An 18721-nucleotide genomic window follows, 5' to 3' on the forward strand; every position below is an offset into this window, starting at 1 on the left:
AAGCCCCACCAAAATGGCAGGGCTCAATGCTACTTAATTAACGCTGAAATTATAGAGTTTCAGTGAAAGTACGTGCGATTACGTCTTTTTGTTGTTCAGTAGTTAGAGAGTTAAAACGCACAGCATAACCAGAAACACGGATAGTCAGTTGTGGGTAGTTCTCTGGGTGCTTAACTGCGTCTTCTAGAGTTTCACGGTTAAGAACGTTTACGTTAAGGTGTTGACCACCCTCTAGGTTCGCTTCGTGGTGGAAGTAACCATCCATTAGGCCAGCAAGGTTAGAACGACGGTTGTCATCGTCTTTACCTAGGAGCGTTAGGAACGATAGAGAATGTGTAAGAGATACCATCTTGTGCATCAGCAAACGGTAGTTTACCTACTGATGTTAGTGATGCTACTGCACCTTTCTCATCACGGCCGTGCATTGGGTTAGCACCAGGAGCAAAAGGAGCACCTGCTTGACGACCATCTGGTGTGTTACCAGTTTTCTTACCGTATACAACGTTAGAAGTAATAGTAAGGATAGATTGAGTAGGGATAGCATTACGGTACATAGTAAGCTTACGGATTTTACCCATGAACGTAGAAACTAGTTCACATGCAATATCATCAACGCGAGCGTCATTGTTACCAAATTTAGGGTAATCACCTTCGATGTCGAAATCGATAGCGATGCCATCTTCGTCACGAATTGGTTTAACTGTCGCGAATTTGATTGCAGATAGTGAATCGGCTGCAACAGATAGACCAGCAATACCACAAGCCATTGTACGACGAACGTCACGGTCATGAAGAGCCATTAGAGACGCTTCGTAGCTGTATTTGTCGTGCATGTAGTGGATAGAGTTCAATGCTGTAACGTATTGAGTTGCTAACCAATCCATGAAGTGATCTAGACGATCCATTACTTTAGCGTAATCAAGAACTTCATCAGTCATTGGCGCTTCTTTAGGGCCAACTTGGATTTTCAGCTTCTCATCAACGCCGCCGTTGATAGAGTAAAGCATTGTTTTCGCAAGGTTAGCACGAGCACCGAAGAACTGCATTTGCTTACCAACGATCATTGGAGATACACAACAAGCGATTGCGTAATCATCAGAACCTAGGTCAGGACGCATTAGATCATCATTTTCGTACTGGATAGAAGACGTATCGATAGATACCTTCGCACAGAAACGCTTGAAGCCTACAGGTAGTTGCTCAGACCAAAGAACCGTGATGTTTGGCTCTGGAGAAGGACCCATAGTGTAAAGGCTGTTTAGGAAACGGAAGTTAGTACGTGTAACTAGTGTACGACCGTCGATACCCATACCACCCATAGATTCTGTAGCCCAGATTGGGTCACCAGAGAACAATTCATCGTATTCAGGAGTACGTAGGAAACGAACCATACGAAGCTTCATTACGAAGTGATCGATCATTTCTTGAGCTAGTTCTTCAGTTAGAAGACCTGCTTCGATATCACGTTGGATGTAGATGTCTAGGAAAGTCGATGTACGACCTAGAGACATTGCTGCACCATTTTGAGATTTAACAGCAGCTAGGTAGCCGAAGTAAGTCCACTGAATTGCTTCTTGAGCAGTAGTAGCTGGCTCAGAGATATCACAACCGTATTTAGCTGCCATAACTTTGATTTGACCTAGAGCACGGTGTTGCTCAGCAATTTCTTCACGAAGTTGCATTGTTGCTGTTAGATCTTCGCCTTTTTCAAAACGTTCTTGTAAAGAAGCGAATTGAGCTAGCTTGTCTTTGATTAGGAAGTCAATACCGTAAAGTGCAACACGACGGTAATCACCAATGATACGACCACGGCCGTATGCATCAGGAAGACCTGTTAGAACACCTGATTTACGACAGTTTAGGATGTCTTTAGTGTAGATATCGAAAACACCAGCATTGTGTGTTTTGCGGTATTCAGAGTAGATTTTTGAAACCATAGGATCAAGTTCACGATCATATGCTTTACAAGAACCTTCAACCATACGTACGCCACCGTTAGGGATGATTGCACGTTTTAGAGGAGCATCAGTTTGAAGACCAACGATTGTTTCTAGGTCTTTGTTGATGTATCCAGCGTCATGAGCTGTAATGGTAGAGATAAGAGAAGTATCAAAATCAACAGGTGCATGAGTTGCGTTTTCCTGTTTGATGCCTTCCATTACTTTAGCCCAAAGCTTGTTAGTTGCTTCAGTACCTTCAGAAACTAGGAATTCTTCGTCACCTTCATAAGGTGCATAGTTCTTTTGGATGAAATCGCGAACGTTAACTTCGTTTTGCCACTCACCGTCTGCAAAACCTGTCCAAGCTTTAGCAAATTGCTCTGCCATGATATACCTACCTTTTTAGTAGAAAAAATACGTACTATTTAAGTGGTGTTATGAATAGACCACAACCCGTATGGGCAAATAGTACACTCTAATATTAATAACAATATGGATGGTTATAAAACCTAGCCTATAAGCATTCATATTGCGACTAACCGTTCGATTTTTCAAGAATACATTAAACTTTTTTTGTAAACCTTAAACTAAATCAATAAATCTTCAATTTTTTTAATAAAGATGGGGTAACTGTTGACGCTACCCCATAAGTATTATAGGTCTGAACCTAGATTACCATACTAAGTTACAGAAATGCAGGAATGCCATACTGACCTTCAAGCATACCAACCGCTAGCATAGCGATTAAACAAATCACTAATACACCACCAGGAATAACAATACGGTCAATAAAAGAAAGATTCTTAGGACGTTCTTTATCGCCGATTAAACCGTTATTATCAAGTAGCATTGTCATAGCCCAAGCTAATACTGGGTTGGCAACAGCAGCAGCAAAGATACAGATACCCGCAGATTGCGCATCTTTACTTTCTTTAACCATCTGGACACCAGCTTCAAGCATTGGTAAGAATACACCAACCAATAGAGCCATACACATTACTGGTGGCCATACTGCTACATCCATTGGGAAACCAAGGATAGCAATAGTCATTACAATAATACCAAGAAGAATTGCACCGCCTGGAATAGGACGTTTAGCAATAGCCGCTGGGATCATGTATGTCCCCCAAGACGATGTAATGTTACCACCACCAACAGCAGTACCTACCATTTGACGAATAGAACACATAGTCATTGTATCATCAACATCCATCAATACTTTTTCAGTACGACGTGGGTAGTTTAGCTCTTGGAAAATACGGTGACCAAGGAAATCTGGAGACCACATTGCAACAGCAAGAATAGCAAATGGTAAAGAAGCTAAGAAGTGTTGTAGGTTTGGAAGACCTAACATCCAACCTTCAGTCGTAGAGCCCCACCAATAAACTGGGTTTAGGTTAGGAATACCCATTTGAGTTTCAAACTTAAGGTCAAAACCTGCGCCCAGTGCAAGCGCTACTGCTAAGCCAGCAAATGCACAAGCAGGGATAGCTAACCAGCGTTTGTTAATACGAGCAAGGTAAGCGTATAGAACGATGTTTACTGCTAACACGATTAAGCCAATATAGCCCAAACCACCTTCAAGGCCAGTAGACCAAGATTGGATTTTTCCAATTTGACCCATTGCACCGCTAAAGCCTAAGAAAACAAGAAGGCCACCAGCGACCCCTTCAGAGGTCAAGTTAACAAGCTTGGAACCTCCTTTGAAGTAACTTAATAGTAAGCCGAATACACCTAATAAAATGGCAAGAGCAAGAGGGTGTGCACCAGCTAACGCGATCGCACCGATAAGTGGGATCATTGGGCCGTGGTTACCTGCAAGGTTAGCGCGAGGGTTGAAGAAACCAGAAGCTAAAATACAGAATAAAAACGCAGGGATTAGCATTTCAACACGAGCAACTTCAATGGCAAATTCTTTACCTAAGTTGATGTGTGGCCAGGCTTGTGTAAGACCATCGGCCCAAGACATCATCACAGCAGAGTACATTGCGATGATACCAATAGTGCCTGCTAATGCTGGAACAAGATCTTCAAGTTCGAAACGGAAATCACGGCCAGGTAGGTTTAAACCAAAGCGACGTGGCTTCATTATTTGCAGTTCATGATCTAAATAGTCTGAACGGCTATTGAACTCAGAAGCAGGGCGGTGTAACTCGCTATAGCTCTTTTCGTTCTGCTCTTTGTCTATAGACATAGAATCCTCATATTAGAAATATTAAGTAATTAGAAATCAATATTGATAGATATTGATGTTGTTTTTGTTATTTTCGATGAGTGTAGCACATGAAAAATCATCTAATGATTGATCTTGATCACTTTATATTTGTATATGAAAGAAAACTACAAAATGAGAACGTTAATACTTTATAGGTATAATGTTAATTTAATCAGTAGTGATCGTTTTTATCTTATTAAACAGTTGCTTATGTCTTATTTTCTTTAAGGCCGCTCTTTTTCGAGTTCACGTTTTTTTGTTAAAGAATATGAATAAAAAATTAAATATAGCAGTAATTCGATTACATGTGGAACGTGTTTATTGTGGTACATGTGAGTTTTGTGAGGCAAATTTAAAAATCCGCCCCTATTGAATGTTTTAATTTTGTTAACTTGTCATTGTGAATAATTATCTTATAAAACTAACCTTTGTTGAATATAAATTTACAATTGGGTGTATTTTTAGTTTTATTAAAAAGAATTATATTAATACTGAGAGGTCGCTAGTTAACAAATTGTTGCTTGCGCTGTTTTTGAGTGTTAAATTCTACAAATGAACGAAAAATCAAAATAATTAGTGTGTATTTGAATTAGGAGTTATGGCGCATGAAGGATGCTGTCGCGCTAGAAGTGAAAGATTTACACAAACACTTTGGGCAAAATGAAGTCTTGAAGGGTATTTCTTTAGAAGCGAATAAAGGTGATGTGATTTCCATTATTGGATCATCAGGTTCAGGTAAAAGTACCTTCTTACGCTGTATTAATTTACTTGAAACCCCTACTCAAGGTGAAATTTGGGTAAACGGTGAACTCATTGAGATGAAGAATAACCGCTTAGGTGAATCTATTCCTGCGAATGAAAAACAAGTTCAACGAATTCGTTCTCGCCTTGCGATGGTTTTTCAAGGTTTTAACTTATGGTCACACATGACAGTGCTTCAAAATGTGATAGAAGCACCTATACATGTTTTAGGAGTACCGAAAGCAGAAGCTATTGAGAAAGCTGAGCAGATTTTAAAACAAGTTGGCTTGTATGAACGTAGAGACTACTACCCAGGGCATCTATCGGGAGGACAACAGCAACGTGCGGCTATTGCACGAGCTTTAGCGGTTGATCCCGAGGTAATGTTATTTGATGAGCCAACCTCTGCTCTTGACCCTGAATTAGTAGGGGAAGTTCTTGGAGTAATGCGAGATCTTGCTGAAGAGGGGCGCACCATGTTGGTAGTAACACATGAAATGGCGTTTGCTCGTGATGTATCAAATCATGTGATGTTCTTACATCAAGGTTTGGTTGAAGAGCAGGGCGATCCCGCTAAGCTTTTTACTAATCCAGAGTCAGAGCGTTTAAAACAGTTTATTTCATCTATTTATTAGAAGTCGATGAGTACCTGAGTAAGAAAAGAAACACAACAAACAGTATAAATATAAAAATCGTTAGTTACAGGAGCAAGGAAATGAAGAAGTGGTTATTAGCAGCAGTTGTTGCATCTACAGCCGTCACTGGCGCAGCTCAAGCAAAAGAATGGAAGCAAATTCGATTTGGTATTGAAGGAGCTTACCCTCCGTTTAGTTGGACCGAGCCTTCAGGTGAACTTAAAGGCTTTGATGTTGATATCGCGAACGCACTATGTAAAGAGATGGAAGCGCGCTGTAAAATAGTAGCGCAAGATTGGGATGGCATTATTCCATCGCTGCTTGCCCGTAAATATGATGCAATTATTGCCGCAATGTCGATTACTGAAGAGCGTAAAAAGAAAATTGATTTCACAGAAAAATACGCATTGATCCCGAATAAATTTGTGGCTAAAAAAGGTACAGATTTAGTAATGACAAAAGCAGGTCTTAAAGGCGTAACTGTTGGTGTTCAACGTGCAACAACACACGATAAATACCTAACAGATAACTTTGGTAAAGGTGTTGATCTTAAACGTTACGGTTCATTTGATGAAGCATACTTAGATCTTAAAGCAGGTCGTATTGATACGGTTCTAGGTGATGCATCGGCATTAGAAGAAGGTCTTCTTAACAAGGCTGGCGGTAAAGCGTATGAGTTTGTTGGCCCATCACTAACGGATCCAAAATGGTTTGGCGATGGCTTTGGTATTGCGACTCGTAAGCAAGATAAAGACTTAACAAAGCAATTAAATGCAGCGATCCAATCGCTACGTGAAAAAGGTATTTATCAAGAAATTGCTGCTAAATACTTCAACTATGATGTTTATGGTGAATAAACACTAGAGTGAGTAGTAAAGGGAGGAGGCATGTTAAATGTCTCTTCCATTATTTCTAATAGTGATACTTACTCCAATATATATCGAGAGATTTTTATGTATTGGAGTGAGTACTAAAGCGGAAGCTTGGAAGCAGTATGTTAGATTTACAAGGATATGAATCCTCCATTTTAGAAGGTGCAATAGTGACGCTACAAGTCGCACTATTATCCCTGATTTTAGCGGTGTTCTTAGGTTTACTAGGTGCGCTAGCTAAGATGGCCCCTTATCGTTGGGCAAGATCAATCGCAACTGTTTATACAACCGTTGTACGTGGTATTCCCGATCTTGTATTAATGATGTTGTTATTCTTCGGTGGCCAAATGCTATTAAATAATGGCTTGTATGCTACCAATGAATGGATAAATGAGTGGATGACAAACTCAAATCCAGATCATGAGTGGATATCTTATCTTCCAGACTATATTGAAATTAGCCCATTTATTGCTGGTGTATTAACCATAGGGTTCATTTTTGGTGCTTACATGGCTGAAACGTTCCGTGGTGCCATCATGGCAGTTGACCGTGGTGAAATGGAAGCAGCAAAAGCGTATGGCATGAGCGGTCCAATGGCTTTCCGACGTATTTTGTTTCCACAGATGATCAGACATGCATTACCGGGGTTTGGTAATAATTGGTTAGTGTTGCTTAAAACTACCGCCTTAGTGTCGATTATTGGCTTGGAAGATATGGTGCGAGTCAGCTCTATGGCAGCAGGAACAACGAAAATGCCATTTACTTTTTATATGACAGTTGCTTGTATTTTCTTATTATTTACCGCGGTTTCAACAGGTGCTTTAAAACTGGTTGAACGTAAATTCAGCATTCATATGAGGTAAGCATGGATTTTTCAATTATTATTGAGAGCCTACCGATTTATTTAGATGGGCTTTGGACAACAGTTTGGTTAGTAACTCTTTCTCTCGTTATTGGCCTGTGTATAGCGGTGCCTTCTGCGATAGCAAGAAATAGCAATAACCCATTAATTTGGGTTCCTGCTTGGGCTTATATTTATTTTTTCCGTGGAACTCCGTTATTAATCCAGTTGTACCTTATTTACTATGGTATGGATCAGTTCTTCCCTGTGAAAGATACGCTATGGGAACATGCATCGTTTTGTGCTTTAGTCGCTTTTGCTCTAAATACTGGGGCATACACTTCAGAGATTGTTCGCGGTTCAATTAATGGTTTACCACAAGGTGAAATAGAAGCGGCGAAAGCGTATGGTATGAGCCAATTTCAAACCTACAAACGCATTATTTTGCCAAGCGCACTGCGTAGAGCGCTTCCTGCTTACAGTAATGAAGTTATTTTCATGTTACATGGTTCTGCGATAGCGGGCATTGTGACCTTAATGGATTTGACTGGCGCAGCACGATTAGTGAACTCACGTTATTACGCACCTTTTGAGTCATATATTGCCGCTGGTATGTTCTATATGTGTCTAACCTTTATCATTATTTTTGTATTTAAACAGTTAGAAACACGAATGCTTAGATTTATGAGACCATTAAGCTAATTGTATTTTAAGTTATAATCAAAAAGAGCACAGCACTGTGCTCTTTGTGTTTTGATGCAGCAGAACTAGATTATACTTTTGAGGATATCGTTATGAACTTATCATCTTTATTGATAAGGCTAATAAAATTAGTAGTTATTTGCGCGTTGTTTTTGAGTCTTTTTGATTTCATTGAGCATGGTGAAATACTTTGGTACCAACGTTGGTTTTAATGGCAATGATAAAGAAAAAGAGCACTTTTATGTGCTCTTTTTTACTTTATAACCACTGATTAAATTAGTGCTATACAGCGACATCAAAAAATAAATTTACATCAGTCAGTTCACTGATCTCATCCATGTAATTTTTTAGATGTGGAGGAAAATCCAGCCCTTTCACTACAGTCAAATTACGCAAGAATGGGAACAAATTAATGTCATCCCAAGTGATCTTATTGCCTTTTTCTGATGGTAAGGTAATGAAATTCACATCAACTAAAAGAGGTTTTAACGTATTAATGTACTCATCACTTTGAGTAAGCGCCTCTTTAAAGCTCATGCCAATGAAGGCTTCTTTTTTCTCTGTATACCAAGTGACAGCTTCAGGGCGTTGAAACTCTTGTAAATTTAGTTGAGTCCAACGAGGGAATGTTAAGTTAAAGAACAAAGGACGAGCGGTATCTAGCCATTCTGAAATTTCATCAGCATGAGTCGCTTGTTCAATCACAGAGTGATGGTCGTGCTTATCAAGAAATTCTGCGATATCAAGGCTTTCAGCCATGTAACTGCCGTCTTCTTTCTCTAAAATTGGAACCATATTTGCGCCGACTTTCTCGATTCGGCTATCAACATCATCATTTTGCATATAAATGAATTCAATAGGCAGTTTTTTAATACCTGCCACCATTTTAGCTTTCATGCAAAATGGGCAATGTTCAAATAAGAATAATTTCATACTACTTCCTTATTAAAAAAGCCTCACTTTAGAATATAAAGTAAGGCTCAAATCGTTATTTAAATGTAGACCAGATTGGCGCGTGATCAGATGGTTTTTCAATGCCACGAAGTTCGTAATCAATGCCAGCTTCAGTACACTTAGCTGCAAGTGTTGGCGTTGCCATAACAACATCAATACGAAGACCTCGGTTATCAACAAAGCCTTTAGAGCGATAATCAAACCAAGAGAATTGATCGGTTACTTCTGGGTGAAGGTTACGGAAGGTATCTTCAAATCCCCAATCTTTTAAGGTTTGTAGCCATTCACGCTCTTCTGGTTGGAATGAACACTTGCCTGTTCTTAACCAACGTTTTGCGTTCGGCTCACCAATACCAATATCTAAATCAATAGGGCTAATATTAATGTCACCCATTACAATGAGTTCTTCATCGCTATTGTGGTGGGTGTTTAGGTGAGTCATTAAATCTTTATAGAACTGACGCTTATATGGGAATTTGGTTTCATGCTTGATGCTATCACCCTGCGGGAAATAACCATTCATAACAGTAAACTGTGAGCCATCTTCACGTTGATGTGTTGTCATGATCATACGTTTTTGATGTTCTTCAGTATCGGTATCAAAACCATATTGAACAGAGATAGGCTCTTGCTTACATAGCATAGCAACACCGTAATGCGCTTTTTGTCCATGAAAATAGACTTTGTAACCCATCGCCTCAACGGCTTCTACAGGAAACATATCGTTATGTACTTTGATCTCTTGAAGACCAATAACATCAGGGTTGTGCTTATCAATGATAGCTTGAAGTTGATGAAGGCGAGCACGAAGGCCATTTATGTTGAAGCTGATTACTTTCATTGCTTTTGAGACTCCTTGTTTTATATCGGGTTTCGTTAGTTTTCAATGTGTTAGTTATGTGAGCAAAACTAAATAAGGGTAATGAAAACTAATGGTTGTTAACCGCTGCCGCCACTTTGTCGCCATATTTCATGTCGTACTTGGTGGCATTTAATGGGTTTAACGAAACCGCATCATTTAGGTGATCAGGTGCAAAATGTGAATAAGCCATAGTTTGCTTAATATCCTGATGACCGAGGATTTTCTGTAATACCAAGATATTACCACCATTCATCATAAAATGGCTCGCAAAAGTATGTCTCAAAACATGAGTGGCTTGTCCTTTGGGTAAATCAGGTAATGCCAAGGTTAGCCATTTATGAACAACACCATAGCCACAGGTAAAAACTCGGCCAGAAGTTGATTGATAAAGTTCATCGTATAATTCTTTAGAAATGGGAATAGTGCGATTTCGTTTCCCCTTGGTATTAATGTACGTGATCTTATACTCAGATAATTGAGAGCCTTGAAGACTTACCACTTCCATAATTCGCGCACCGGTGGATAAGCAAATTTTGATAATAGAAGAGAGCTGATCACCAATAGGGCTTTTTGATACAAACAAAAGCAAATCATCAATCTGAGCTTTAGATAAAAAAGTGAGCTCACTTTCACCTGTTTTAATCTTCTTGACACCCAGCATTGGGTTTGGGAAATCCCATTCTTTAATTTCAATTAAATGGTTAAATACACCTTGTAGAGAAAGCTGGTCAAAGTTATGCGAGGCTGGTGAAAGTTCACCGCCGCTTCGTCCTGTTCCTCGGCCTCGTGTTTTCCTATTTGCCCGGTAATGAACAAAATCAGTCGGTGTTAAACGTAAAGCGATTGGGTCGTTCAGTTCTTCACATACCATCATTAATCGGCGATAAGTAGTCACGCCAGATCGCAAATGTTTACCATGCAAATTAAACCAAAGAGTTAGCAACTCAGAAAGAGGGCGTTTGTCCTCTTTTGTACCAAGCCATGGTTTGTCGTCAATGGTTTTCATAGTGAATGCTTCAAATGAGGCAGCTTCGCCTTTTGTGGCAAAGCGTTTACGGATCCGTTTACCTTCTCGGCCTGTTGGATAGCACTCACATATCCAAGGCTTCTTACTTCCATCTTTTAAGTTATGTACTGACATACTAAATATCATTAATCATGTATAAATATACAGTGGTTTGCATGGGGTTAAATTGCAATGTTTATGAAGAACGATGGTATACAATGGTAGTTAATGGTGACGCTATATGCCTCAATATGACTCAATACGTATAAATATAAAAATATTTATTTATTTATAACGTCGATTTTCGACGCTCTGTGAATGCTCAGAGTAAATAAAATATTTACTTATGAAACTGTATTGCCTAAATCAAATAAACGTGATTAGGGCTGTCTCTGTGCGTCTAAAGCATACTTTTTTGGGGTGTTTTAGGCTTAAATAAAGAAAATACTAGATGTATATACAGCACAATAATGGGGTATTGACGGCATCGTCAGAATTGTATTTAATGGCAAAAGTTCACGACGGTGGACATTAAAAGACATGTAAAATACTGTTAGGAGTGATTACCTAATAGTATATCTACTAAGGGTGATATCTTAGTAGTTGGAGAAATCCAGCAAGAAGCCGCTTACCGATATGAGCGGCTTTTTTGTGCCTGAAAGAAAGTACAGAGCTATATTGATGTTTTTGTTATTAAAGTTATTAAAATATTTATGAAATGGATCTTATGTTTAAGGCTTGCGCGATAAGTTTGATGACTGTAATATTTACTACATGTTGTAACTTGAGTGTCTAATCAACACAAGATAGATGCAGCTAGAAATTAATTCAGCCATATATCAAGCAGGATTAATTTTGGCGGTTGCTATGTTCGTAGCAGGCGTAATTTTAATGTATATCGGAGGGCTGTCGTAATGACTAGTTCTATTAAAAAATGGGGCATTGCCATGCCTCACCAAAAAATTGGCTGTACTCCTGTGGTTCTTTCTGCAAAGGAAGTAGCTCAACTCTTAAAGCTTTTAGGTTCTACGACTAAAAAAGCACTCGCCTTTCAAGCTATTGCACAAAAGCAAGGTATTCGTACTGATGAAGTACGTTTGTTTGCTAACTGTAGCAACGTTCCGAATGCAGCAATTGATGCAAATAAAAAACTAATGAACTACGGCCTCATGTTGATTTGTGATAAACCAGCACATAAAGCTTATAATTCAGGGTTTCACTTTTGGTATTTAGTTGAAGCACCAATTCAACAGGTTCCTGTTGCTATGGCAATGAATGACAGCCGAATTTAGGTAGGGGTATTAGGTGCTTCTACATAGTAGAGGCACCAACTTTGAGGGCTAGCCTTTCTTTTTATTAATTGTAATTATCAAGTTCGTCTGCAATTGATATTTCTAGCCGTTTTGTTAGTTTAATTTTTTCGTGTTTAGGTCTATTTAGTATCATCTTACGTAATAACATTTTCACTTTATTGCTATATCCATTTTCAGCTGCATCATTTAGTATCCAGTCAATTTCAGTTGCATGCTGTGAATAAAGTAAATATACATCTTGCCACCAGATATCTTTTATTAATTTATGTGTAGGTATTGAACGTAAGTGAACAATTTGGTTAGATGTTAAATACTCCTGAAATCTTAGATGTCCAAAACTATACTCTTTATTATGTTCAAGTAATAAAATTTCAGAAGGAAAGATTAATTCGCTAGCAATTTTTTTTGCAGTGTTTAAATCATTAATTTTATCATTTATAGTTGATACTATAGAATCATAACTTAAGCTTCTTTTTTTACTTCTGTGCATTTCATATGCTAATTGATAGGAGTGTTTTATTAAATCCTCTGGGTCTACTTCAGATCTATTTATGCCCTTAAACTTATCGAAAACTCCACTTAATAGTTCGAAGCGTTTAAAGTATAAGGATGATTCACTTGTAGGTAAATCAACAGATTTCTCTTGAAGGGTTGCCATTATTGTGGAAGATAAAGGATTGGTAATAATATTATTTAATTCTTTATGCACTTCTAGATGAGACATTAAAGGCTCAACCATTGTTGAATCCATATTAAACCATTTATTGAAAAACTCTCTTTTTTGCTGTTCATTAAATGGCAATAACGAAACATTTGTAAAGTTAAGGCTAGATACTTTTGCTACATTAAATCTTGAAGATGTAATTATTTGGCATTTTTCATATAAATTTGAAAAAGAGATTAATTGTTCAATTATCCATTTGTCCTGAACTATAGCTTCATCAATACTGTCTAAAATTAATTTGCACTTTTCCGTTTGTAATTTGTTTCTTATAATTGATTCACTATATTCATACAACCCAATTTTATGTAAGTGTTTCATTAAGCCATGGATTAAACATATATTATCTTTATTTTTAGATAACGATGCTAATTCATTTAATGTCATATATATGATAAGGTCATTTGAATGGTTATTGTATATTTTCTTTGCATAAACTTGTAAATTAGTTGTTTTTCCTGAACCTGAAGCTCCTAGTATTATTGTGTTTAATTCAGTATTTAGCACATCATTTACATGAATCTTATGTTCCTTTTGATTTATATCCTTAGTAGAATATGATATTTCGTTATTAAATAAGGTTAAAATTTCCGTAGCGGTTTCAATGCTTTTTATTTTTAATAAATATTCTTTTAAACCATATTTTTTAGGATCGCATATTTCATTTATTTCACCTATTAGTGAGTTTATTTTATTACATACATATGTTGAGTTAATATCTAATTCAAAGTCTATTTGTATCAGGCTTTGTTTATGGCGTAATAGATTTCTTGTATCTAATTCTATATTTTTTTCATTATATATGATTCTTAATTTAGATACCTCTTCATAAAAAGAGAGTTTGTCATTTTTAATATCACAATCATCATATTTTGAACTTAGAAACTCGGAAAATTCTTTAGGGTTATGGTGTGATGGGTAGTGAGCTTTATAAGGACTCTGAGCAATTTTATGAGCCAATTCATCATTTAGTCTATCAATATTATCTTGTGTGAAATTTATTTTTTTATTTATTACTTTTGATTTGTTGGATAACAATAATCCATTATTTAAGTGTTCATCTTTAAATAATTCAATATTAATTATTCTTTTTAATGTGTTATTATTCTCTGATAATAATTCAAATTGATTTAATTTGGATTTTAATTTGTTATTTTTAGGTATGTATAATCTTTTTAATATATTGTTGTTTTTATTCCCTGCAATTAATTGAGTTTCACAATAAATGTCACATAGGTTTTTCTTATGTTTGAAGTTCAATGCGGACATTAACATTTCATTAGATAGTTTTGATTTTATTTTATCGCCAATGTAGTTCTTGTCACCTAAAAGCCTTCTAACTAATTCTGGTGTATGTTGATTAATTAACTCAACTAACATATCTCCATTAATTATTTGAATTCCTTGCTCAATAAGTGATTTTAATGCACCTTGATGAGAATCATAGGTTCTATCACTTATTGGGTAAGGAGTTATAAAGACTAAAGTTTTAAGTTTGACTTTATCTCCTGTTTTTTGGTCTACAACTCCTTCATTCTTCATTTGTTCAAGTTGAGTCATTAATTGTTGGAAACTATTTATAGAAGAGTTAGGTGTAGCCTTAATTTTCTTAACCTGAACTCCAATATATTCATTAAATCCAATAGGTGATTTATTATAAATGATAATATCTCTACCTTTTTCAATCCCTCCGCCACTGAAATCGACATCACACTGATAGATCTTTTTTAAAAGAGGGATTATGATTTCTTTACTTAAATCATTTTCTTTATAGTTTATTAATTGTTCAATCATTATTTTCCTAGCCTGGAATTATTAAATAAGAGCAATATTATTAATTAGAGGATTTAAATATGTCTATTTATGACTCATTCAACCAGCCTTTTTCTTCTCATCAGCGTTACTAGCCTCATGAATCGGCGTAACCGGAGTGCTTTGCGTTTGTTGGTGTTGCGGTTGTTCTGCCGGTACCATCTTATTAAAGGTCTTCGTTACCGCTGCAAACTCTTTCATTTGTTTGAGGAAATCAGGAACGTTGCTGGTATCAGCTTTACCATCGTTAAATGAATAGAAGTTTTTAATCAATTCACTTTTAATGTCCATTTTTTTATCGTCATTATTAAAGTCAGCAAGGTAAGAGCCTAAAGTTGCCAACTGTGTACCGCGTTGGCGGTATAGGTTTTCTTTATGGCGATGGCTAGCAGATTCTTTTAGTAAATAGATTGCAGGCATAGAACAGAAGGTAAGAGTTAAAAATCTAGGTAAGAACCATGAAAGGTAGCTTGTATTTGCAGGTAGTTCGGTTAATAAAACAAGGAACCAAGCAGCAAAACCAATAAGCACAAATAACAAACCAACACCAAAGAATCGCATCTTATCTGCAGCTGTTTTTTCTTCATCTGCTTGCTTAATATTTTGATCAGATAATTTACCATCACCTGCTATTTTATATAGCTTTTTCATTTCTTCAAATAAAGATCTAAATGCTATCTCATCAGCTTCTACTGTTTTTCTTAACAACTCTATTTCGTTACTTTTTTCTATTACAGTAGATTCGAGTTCCTTTTTTATTAGCTCCGTTAGCTCTGGTACTTTTCTACCTAAAGATAATTCAGAATCATTTGCTGTTTTTATTAATTCATTTATTATTTTTTCGTGTGAATCAAAATTAAGTTTTGAGTAATGTTCAAAATCTTTTTTATAATTAGAAATGTTAGTGTTGAATTCTGATGACTGGTCTGAAATCATTTTATTTGTTTCAGATTGTAAATCTTTTAGAGTATTTATATTATTCGTTAGGTCAAGTATAACCATAGGAAGAACGTCATTACTCATATCATCTAATAATGAGGATATTTTTATTAAATTTGATTCAAATTTTTTGATATCAATAATGCTTAATTTATTTATTGCATCATTATCATTATCATTAATGTAACTAGGGTTTATTATTTTCATGCCAGATGAATAAGACGTATGGCTTAATTTATTTATAGTGTTAACTTCAGACTTTATTATATTAAATCTATATATTGATTCGGAAATTAAATTATATAATATATTGGGTTTACTGTCTTTTTCTATAATGCTAAATATTCGCTCATTTACATATAATAAATTATTGTATATAGGGTTTATGACATTAGGATCTGTGCTTACGACAACTAGTCCAATTGTTTCATCTATTAATGTTGTTATTTTTTCTTTTTGATTAATTATATCCATTACTTACCACCCATAACCAAAACAACCTTACCCAACACATCTAATTGACTCTCATCAATCACAGTATCTCCAAGCATTACCTCGCCCAGTGGCGAACGCTCAAGCTCAACAATTGATGCAATTTTCGTTAAGTAGCTACCGCTAACAATCTTCGTTGTGTTCTTATCAACAAAAAGCTTTTGACCATTAAAAGTAACTGTCATCAAATTATATCTAGCGATCTCTCATCTATATTCTTTATAGAATATCATTATGTATTAAGTAACGTTAGTAATAATTTTTGATATTAGGAAGTTGAAATACTTTATTACGACAGAGTCGGTATTAAAGGATATGCTTGGTTAAATGATGTCTATACCTAATCATTCAGGAAGATCTGAAAAGTTACCCACGGGGTAACTTTTTCAGATTTAATGTCTTTCGCAGTGATATACATACGGATGTAACTCTATAAAGCTGAGGTTTATGCTTTCATAGACGTTAATTTAAGAGAAAGGTTAATTCATTAACCTAGCTGAAGGCTGGCAAGTCTCACAGCGCCAAGTACATTTCTGCTCCCCAAAGCCCGCTTTTATCCATGCCATTGTGACACTTGTTGAAGGGTAGCAAAAAGCCTCCTTATCGCAAAGGCTGCAAGTTTTCCATTTTAATACTGAAGCTCTATTCATATTTAAATTTTTTGTAATCATAAAATAACCCACCAAACCAACACTGTGTTTATATACAGTTATTATTGCAAGGGATTACCTTATTAACAATACAAATTTTATAGGTTAGATCACGGTTAAGTTATTAACATTTTTATCACAGTATGGCATACTTGGATTGTGATTATGTTCGGGGGAATAGTTCACATGTTACTGTCAAAAAATAAACAGAAAGGCTTTACATTAGTAGAGCTTGTTTCATGTATTGTGTTGTTGTCAATATTATCGATTACAGCCTATAGTAAAATGCCATCAAGAAGTAGTTTTGAAGTTGCAGCCTTGTGTAATCAAACTCAGTCGGCATTACGTCGTGTGCAAGTACAAGCCATGAATGATGTTGTTATAGAGCTACAAGATCAATATCAAGTTAATGTATCTGCAACATTGGTTCAGTGGCAGAAGGGAGCTTCATCTGCACTAAATTCGTCAGTGGATTGTGTTGGCGTTAGCTGTTCAAATCTTGTTAACTCTGGTGGTTCAATAGAATTTGATTTAGATCAGGGTGGGGCTTCTCAACTTAAATTTGATGGTTTAGGTCGACCGAGTGATTTGCAAAGTCACACGATCTCTTTTAAAGAGTCAGGCACGGTTCAAAAAAGTTTAAGCATAAATCAAGAAGGTTTTATTGATGGCTGTGTTTAAACAGAGTAATGCTGGCTTTTCTCTTATTGAAAATATTTTAGCTATTGTATTATCTTCTATTGTTGTGGCTGGAATGATCACTATATTTTACCCATTGGCTCAGAAAAGTAGCGATCCAATTATGCAAGTACGTGCAACTGAACTTGCTCAAATGACGCTACAAGAAATTTTTAGTCGAAGATTTGATGAGCAATCGGATCTCGCTGGTAATAATGAGCGCTGTGGGGAAATTCAAAATTGTACCTCTAGTGCAAACCTTGGCACTGATTCTGAGCCAAATAAAAGTCAATGGGATGATGTTGATGACTTTATAACATCAATAAACAATGAGTGCGTTAATCGCAGTGACTTTGTAGCAGCAACAACCATGCTAGGTTTGGGGTTACCTGCGATTTATCAGAATTATAATGTTTGCGTATCGGTGACTTACCCAACGACAACATTGGATGGCGTCACTTTAAATTCAGAGTCATTGATTAAATTGGTGCAAGTTACTCTACTTACGCCAAATAATAGTCGAATCGAATTCTCTGCATTAAGGAGTAACTACTAATGCGAAGTGTTATTAAGTCGCATGGATTTACTCTGATAGAGATGATAGTCAGTATGATTATCCTTGGTATTATCTCTATCGGCTTAATTAATTTTGGCGTACTTGGCGGTCAAACATATGTAGATGTGCGCAATCGTGATGATATGTTGAATCAAGCACGCTTTGCATTAGAAAGAATCAATCGAGATGTACGTCATGCAGTTCCGATGAGTTTACGAGAAGAGGATAATGGAAAGTGTATTGAATTTGCACCGATTGTTTTTTCGAGTGAATTTAATAGCGATGCAATTGTACTCGGTACTAACGAACTTCCTTTTTCTCGAATGCTATTACCAGAAGAAATAACGATAATTCAAGAATCCTGTACTGGCACCTCGTGCTATATGACAATCTATCCATTGAGCCCTGATGATATTTATCTTCCGAATTTAACCGATAGGTCATTTACTTACTCAGGGGTAACTAATAGTGCTCTTACATTACAAGAGCTTATTAATACCTCAATAAGTACAGTAACCAATCGCTTTTATATTTATTCATCTGAAGCTATTTCTTACTGTTTTGATAGCAGCAATCGGTTATTACGAGGCCGCTTTGATATAAATAACCCGACTTCGCCAGTAATTAACGTGCCTGTTGCTTCATATATATCATCGACTGAATCTAGCTTTGATTATGATCCTACCGGATATCGTCAAAATGGATTATTAGAGATCGAATTAATGGTTGAAAAAAATGGTGAGTCACTTGAATTTTATCACAATGCACATGTGTTTAATGGACAATAAATAA

15 protein-coding genes and 1 pseudogene are annotated in these 18721 nt (G+C 36.4%); 8 read left to right on the forward strand and 8 right to left on the reverse strand.

What is annotated here, in order from left to right; translation table 11 throughout:
* Positions 1 to 49 precede the first annotated feature (49 nt).
* Positions 50 to 2327: pseudogene (pflB, locus tag ACU5DF_RS09815) on the reverse strand (formate C-acetyltransferase).
* A gap of 298 nt (positions 2328 to 2625) precedes the next feature.
* A complete protein-coding gene (locus ACU5DF_RS09820; RefSeq protein ID WP_446712718.1) occupies positions 2626 to 4134 on the reverse strand; it encodes a DUF3360 family protein in 1509 nt (502 codons plus the stop codon).
* A 626-nt stretch (positions 4135 to 4760) separates the two neighbouring features.
* On the opposite strand from ACU5DF_RS09820, the gene ACU5DF_RS09825 reads away from it, so the two are divergent.
* The 4 genes from ACU5DF_RS09825 to ACU5DF_RS09840 all read left to right on the forward strand — a co-directional run bounded on the left by ACU5DF_RS09825 (position 4761) and on the right by ACU5DF_RS09840 (position 7946).
* A complete protein-coding gene (locus tag ACU5DF_RS09825) occupies positions 4761 to 5531 on the forward strand; it encodes an ABC transporter ATP-binding protein (RefSeq protein WP_045102369.1) in 771 nt (256 codons plus the stop codon).
* A gap of 80 nt (positions 5532 to 5611) precedes the next feature.
* Entirely contained in the window at positions 5612 to 6388 is a 777-nt protein-coding gene (gene aotJ, locus ACU5DF_RS09830; RefSeq protein WP_045102368.1) for an L-arginine-binding protein AotJ, read from the forward strand.
* Between the two features lie 137 nt (positions 6389 to 6525).
* The gene (locus ACU5DF_RS09835) at positions 6526 to 7266 is read left to right on the forward strand and encodes an ABC transporter permease (protein WP_045102367.1); all 741 of its coding nucleotides are present in this window, start codon (positions 6526 to 6528) and stop codon (positions 7264 to 7266) included.
* A gap of 2 nt (positions 7267 to 7268) precedes the next feature.
* Positions 7269 to 7946 (forward strand): ABC transporter permease, encoded by a 678-nt coding sequence (locus ACU5DF_RS09840; RefSeq protein ID WP_446712719.1) that lies wholly within the window; start codon positions 7269 to 7271, stop codon positions 7944 to 7946.
* Positions 7947 to 8228: 282 nt separating this feature from the next.
* Here ACU5DF_RS09840 and grxB read toward each other — a convergent pair whose 3' ends face one another.
* The 3 genes from grxB to ACU5DF_RS09855 all read right to left on the reverse strand — a co-directional run bounded on the left by grxB (position 8229) and on the right by ACU5DF_RS09855 (position 10903).
* Positions 8229 to 8879 (reverse strand): glutaredoxin 2, encoded by a 651-nt coding sequence (gene grxB / locus ACU5DF_RS09845; RefSeq protein ID WP_446712720.1) that lies wholly within the window; start codon positions 8877 to 8879, stop codon positions 8229 to 8231.
* A 55-nt stretch (positions 8880 to 8934) separates the two neighbouring features.
* A complete protein-coding gene (gene xthA / locus ACU5DF_RS09850; protein ID WP_446712721.1) occupies positions 8935 to 9741 on the reverse strand; it encodes an exodeoxyribonuclease III in 807 nt (268 codons plus the stop codon).
* A gap of 88 nt (positions 9742 to 9829) precedes the next feature.
* Positions 9830 to 10903 (reverse strand): phage integrase, encoded by a 1074-nt coding sequence (locus ACU5DF_RS09855; RefSeq protein ID WP_446712722.1) that lies wholly within the window; start codon positions 10901 to 10903, stop codon positions 9830 to 9832.
* A gap of 779 nt (positions 10904 to 11682) precedes the next feature.
* Here ACU5DF_RS09855 and ACU5DF_RS09860 point away from each other — a divergent pair.
* A complete protein-coding gene (locus tag ACU5DF_RS09860) occupies positions 11683 to 12060 on the forward strand; it encodes a hypothetical protein (RefSeq protein WP_446712723.1) in 378 nt (125 codons plus the stop codon).
* A 64-nt stretch (positions 12061 to 12124) separates the two neighbouring features.
* Here the strand turns inward: ACU5DF_RS09860 and ACU5DF_RS09865 are convergent, their stop codons facing one another.
* The 3 genes from ACU5DF_RS09865 to ACU5DF_RS09875 all read right to left on the reverse strand — a co-directional run bounded on the left by ACU5DF_RS09865 (position 12125) and on the right by ACU5DF_RS09875 (position 16230).
* Positions 12125 to 14596, reverse strand: a complete 2472-nt coding sequence (locus tag ACU5DF_RS09865) for an NACHT domain-containing protein (protein ID WP_446712724.1) — start codon at positions 14594 to 14596, stop codon at positions 12125 to 12127.
* Between the two features lie 78 nt (positions 14597 to 14674).
* Positions 14675 to 16027, reverse strand: coding sequence for a hypothetical protein (locus tag ACU5DF_RS09870; RefSeq protein WP_446712725.1), 1353 nt, complete (start codon positions 16025 to 16027; stop codon positions 14675 to 14677).
* Complete coding sequence (locus ACU5DF_RS09875; RefSeq protein ID WP_446712726.1) at positions 16027 to 16230, reverse strand: hypothetical protein; 204 nt, start codon at positions 16228 to 16230, stop codon at positions 16027 to 16029. Before ACU5DF_RS09875 ends, ACU5DF_RS09870 begins: the two co-directional genes overlap by 1 nt.
* Before the next feature lie 651 nt (positions 16231 to 16881).
* Here ACU5DF_RS09875 and ACU5DF_RS09880 point away from each other — a divergent pair.
* Genes ACU5DF_RS09880 through ACU5DF_RS09890 form a run of 3 tightly spaced genes read left to right on the forward strand, consistent with a single transcriptional unit; the run spans position 16882 to position 18717 of the window.
* Complete coding sequence (locus tag ACU5DF_RS09880) at positions 16882 to 17376, forward strand: prepilin-type N-terminal cleavage/methylation domain-containing protein (protein ID WP_446712727.1); 495 nt, start codon at positions 16882 to 16884, stop codon at positions 17374 to 17376.
* Positions 17363 to 17929 (forward strand): type IV pilus modification PilV family protein, encoded by a 567-nt coding sequence (locus tag ACU5DF_RS09885; RefSeq protein ID WP_446712728.1) that lies wholly within the window; start codon positions 17363 to 17365, stop codon positions 17927 to 17929. Before ACU5DF_RS09880 ends, ACU5DF_RS09885 begins: the two co-directional genes overlap by 14 nt.
* A complete protein-coding gene (locus ACU5DF_RS09890; RefSeq protein WP_446712729.1) occupies positions 17929 to 18717 on the forward strand; it encodes a PilW family protein in 789 nt (262 codons plus the stop codon). The genes ACU5DF_RS09885 and ACU5DF_RS09890 overlap by 1 nt, the downstream gene beginning before the upstream one ends.
* The last annotated feature ends 4 nt before the right edge of the window (positions 18718 to 18721 follow it).

The organism is Aliivibrio wodanis (assembly GCF_052920805.1).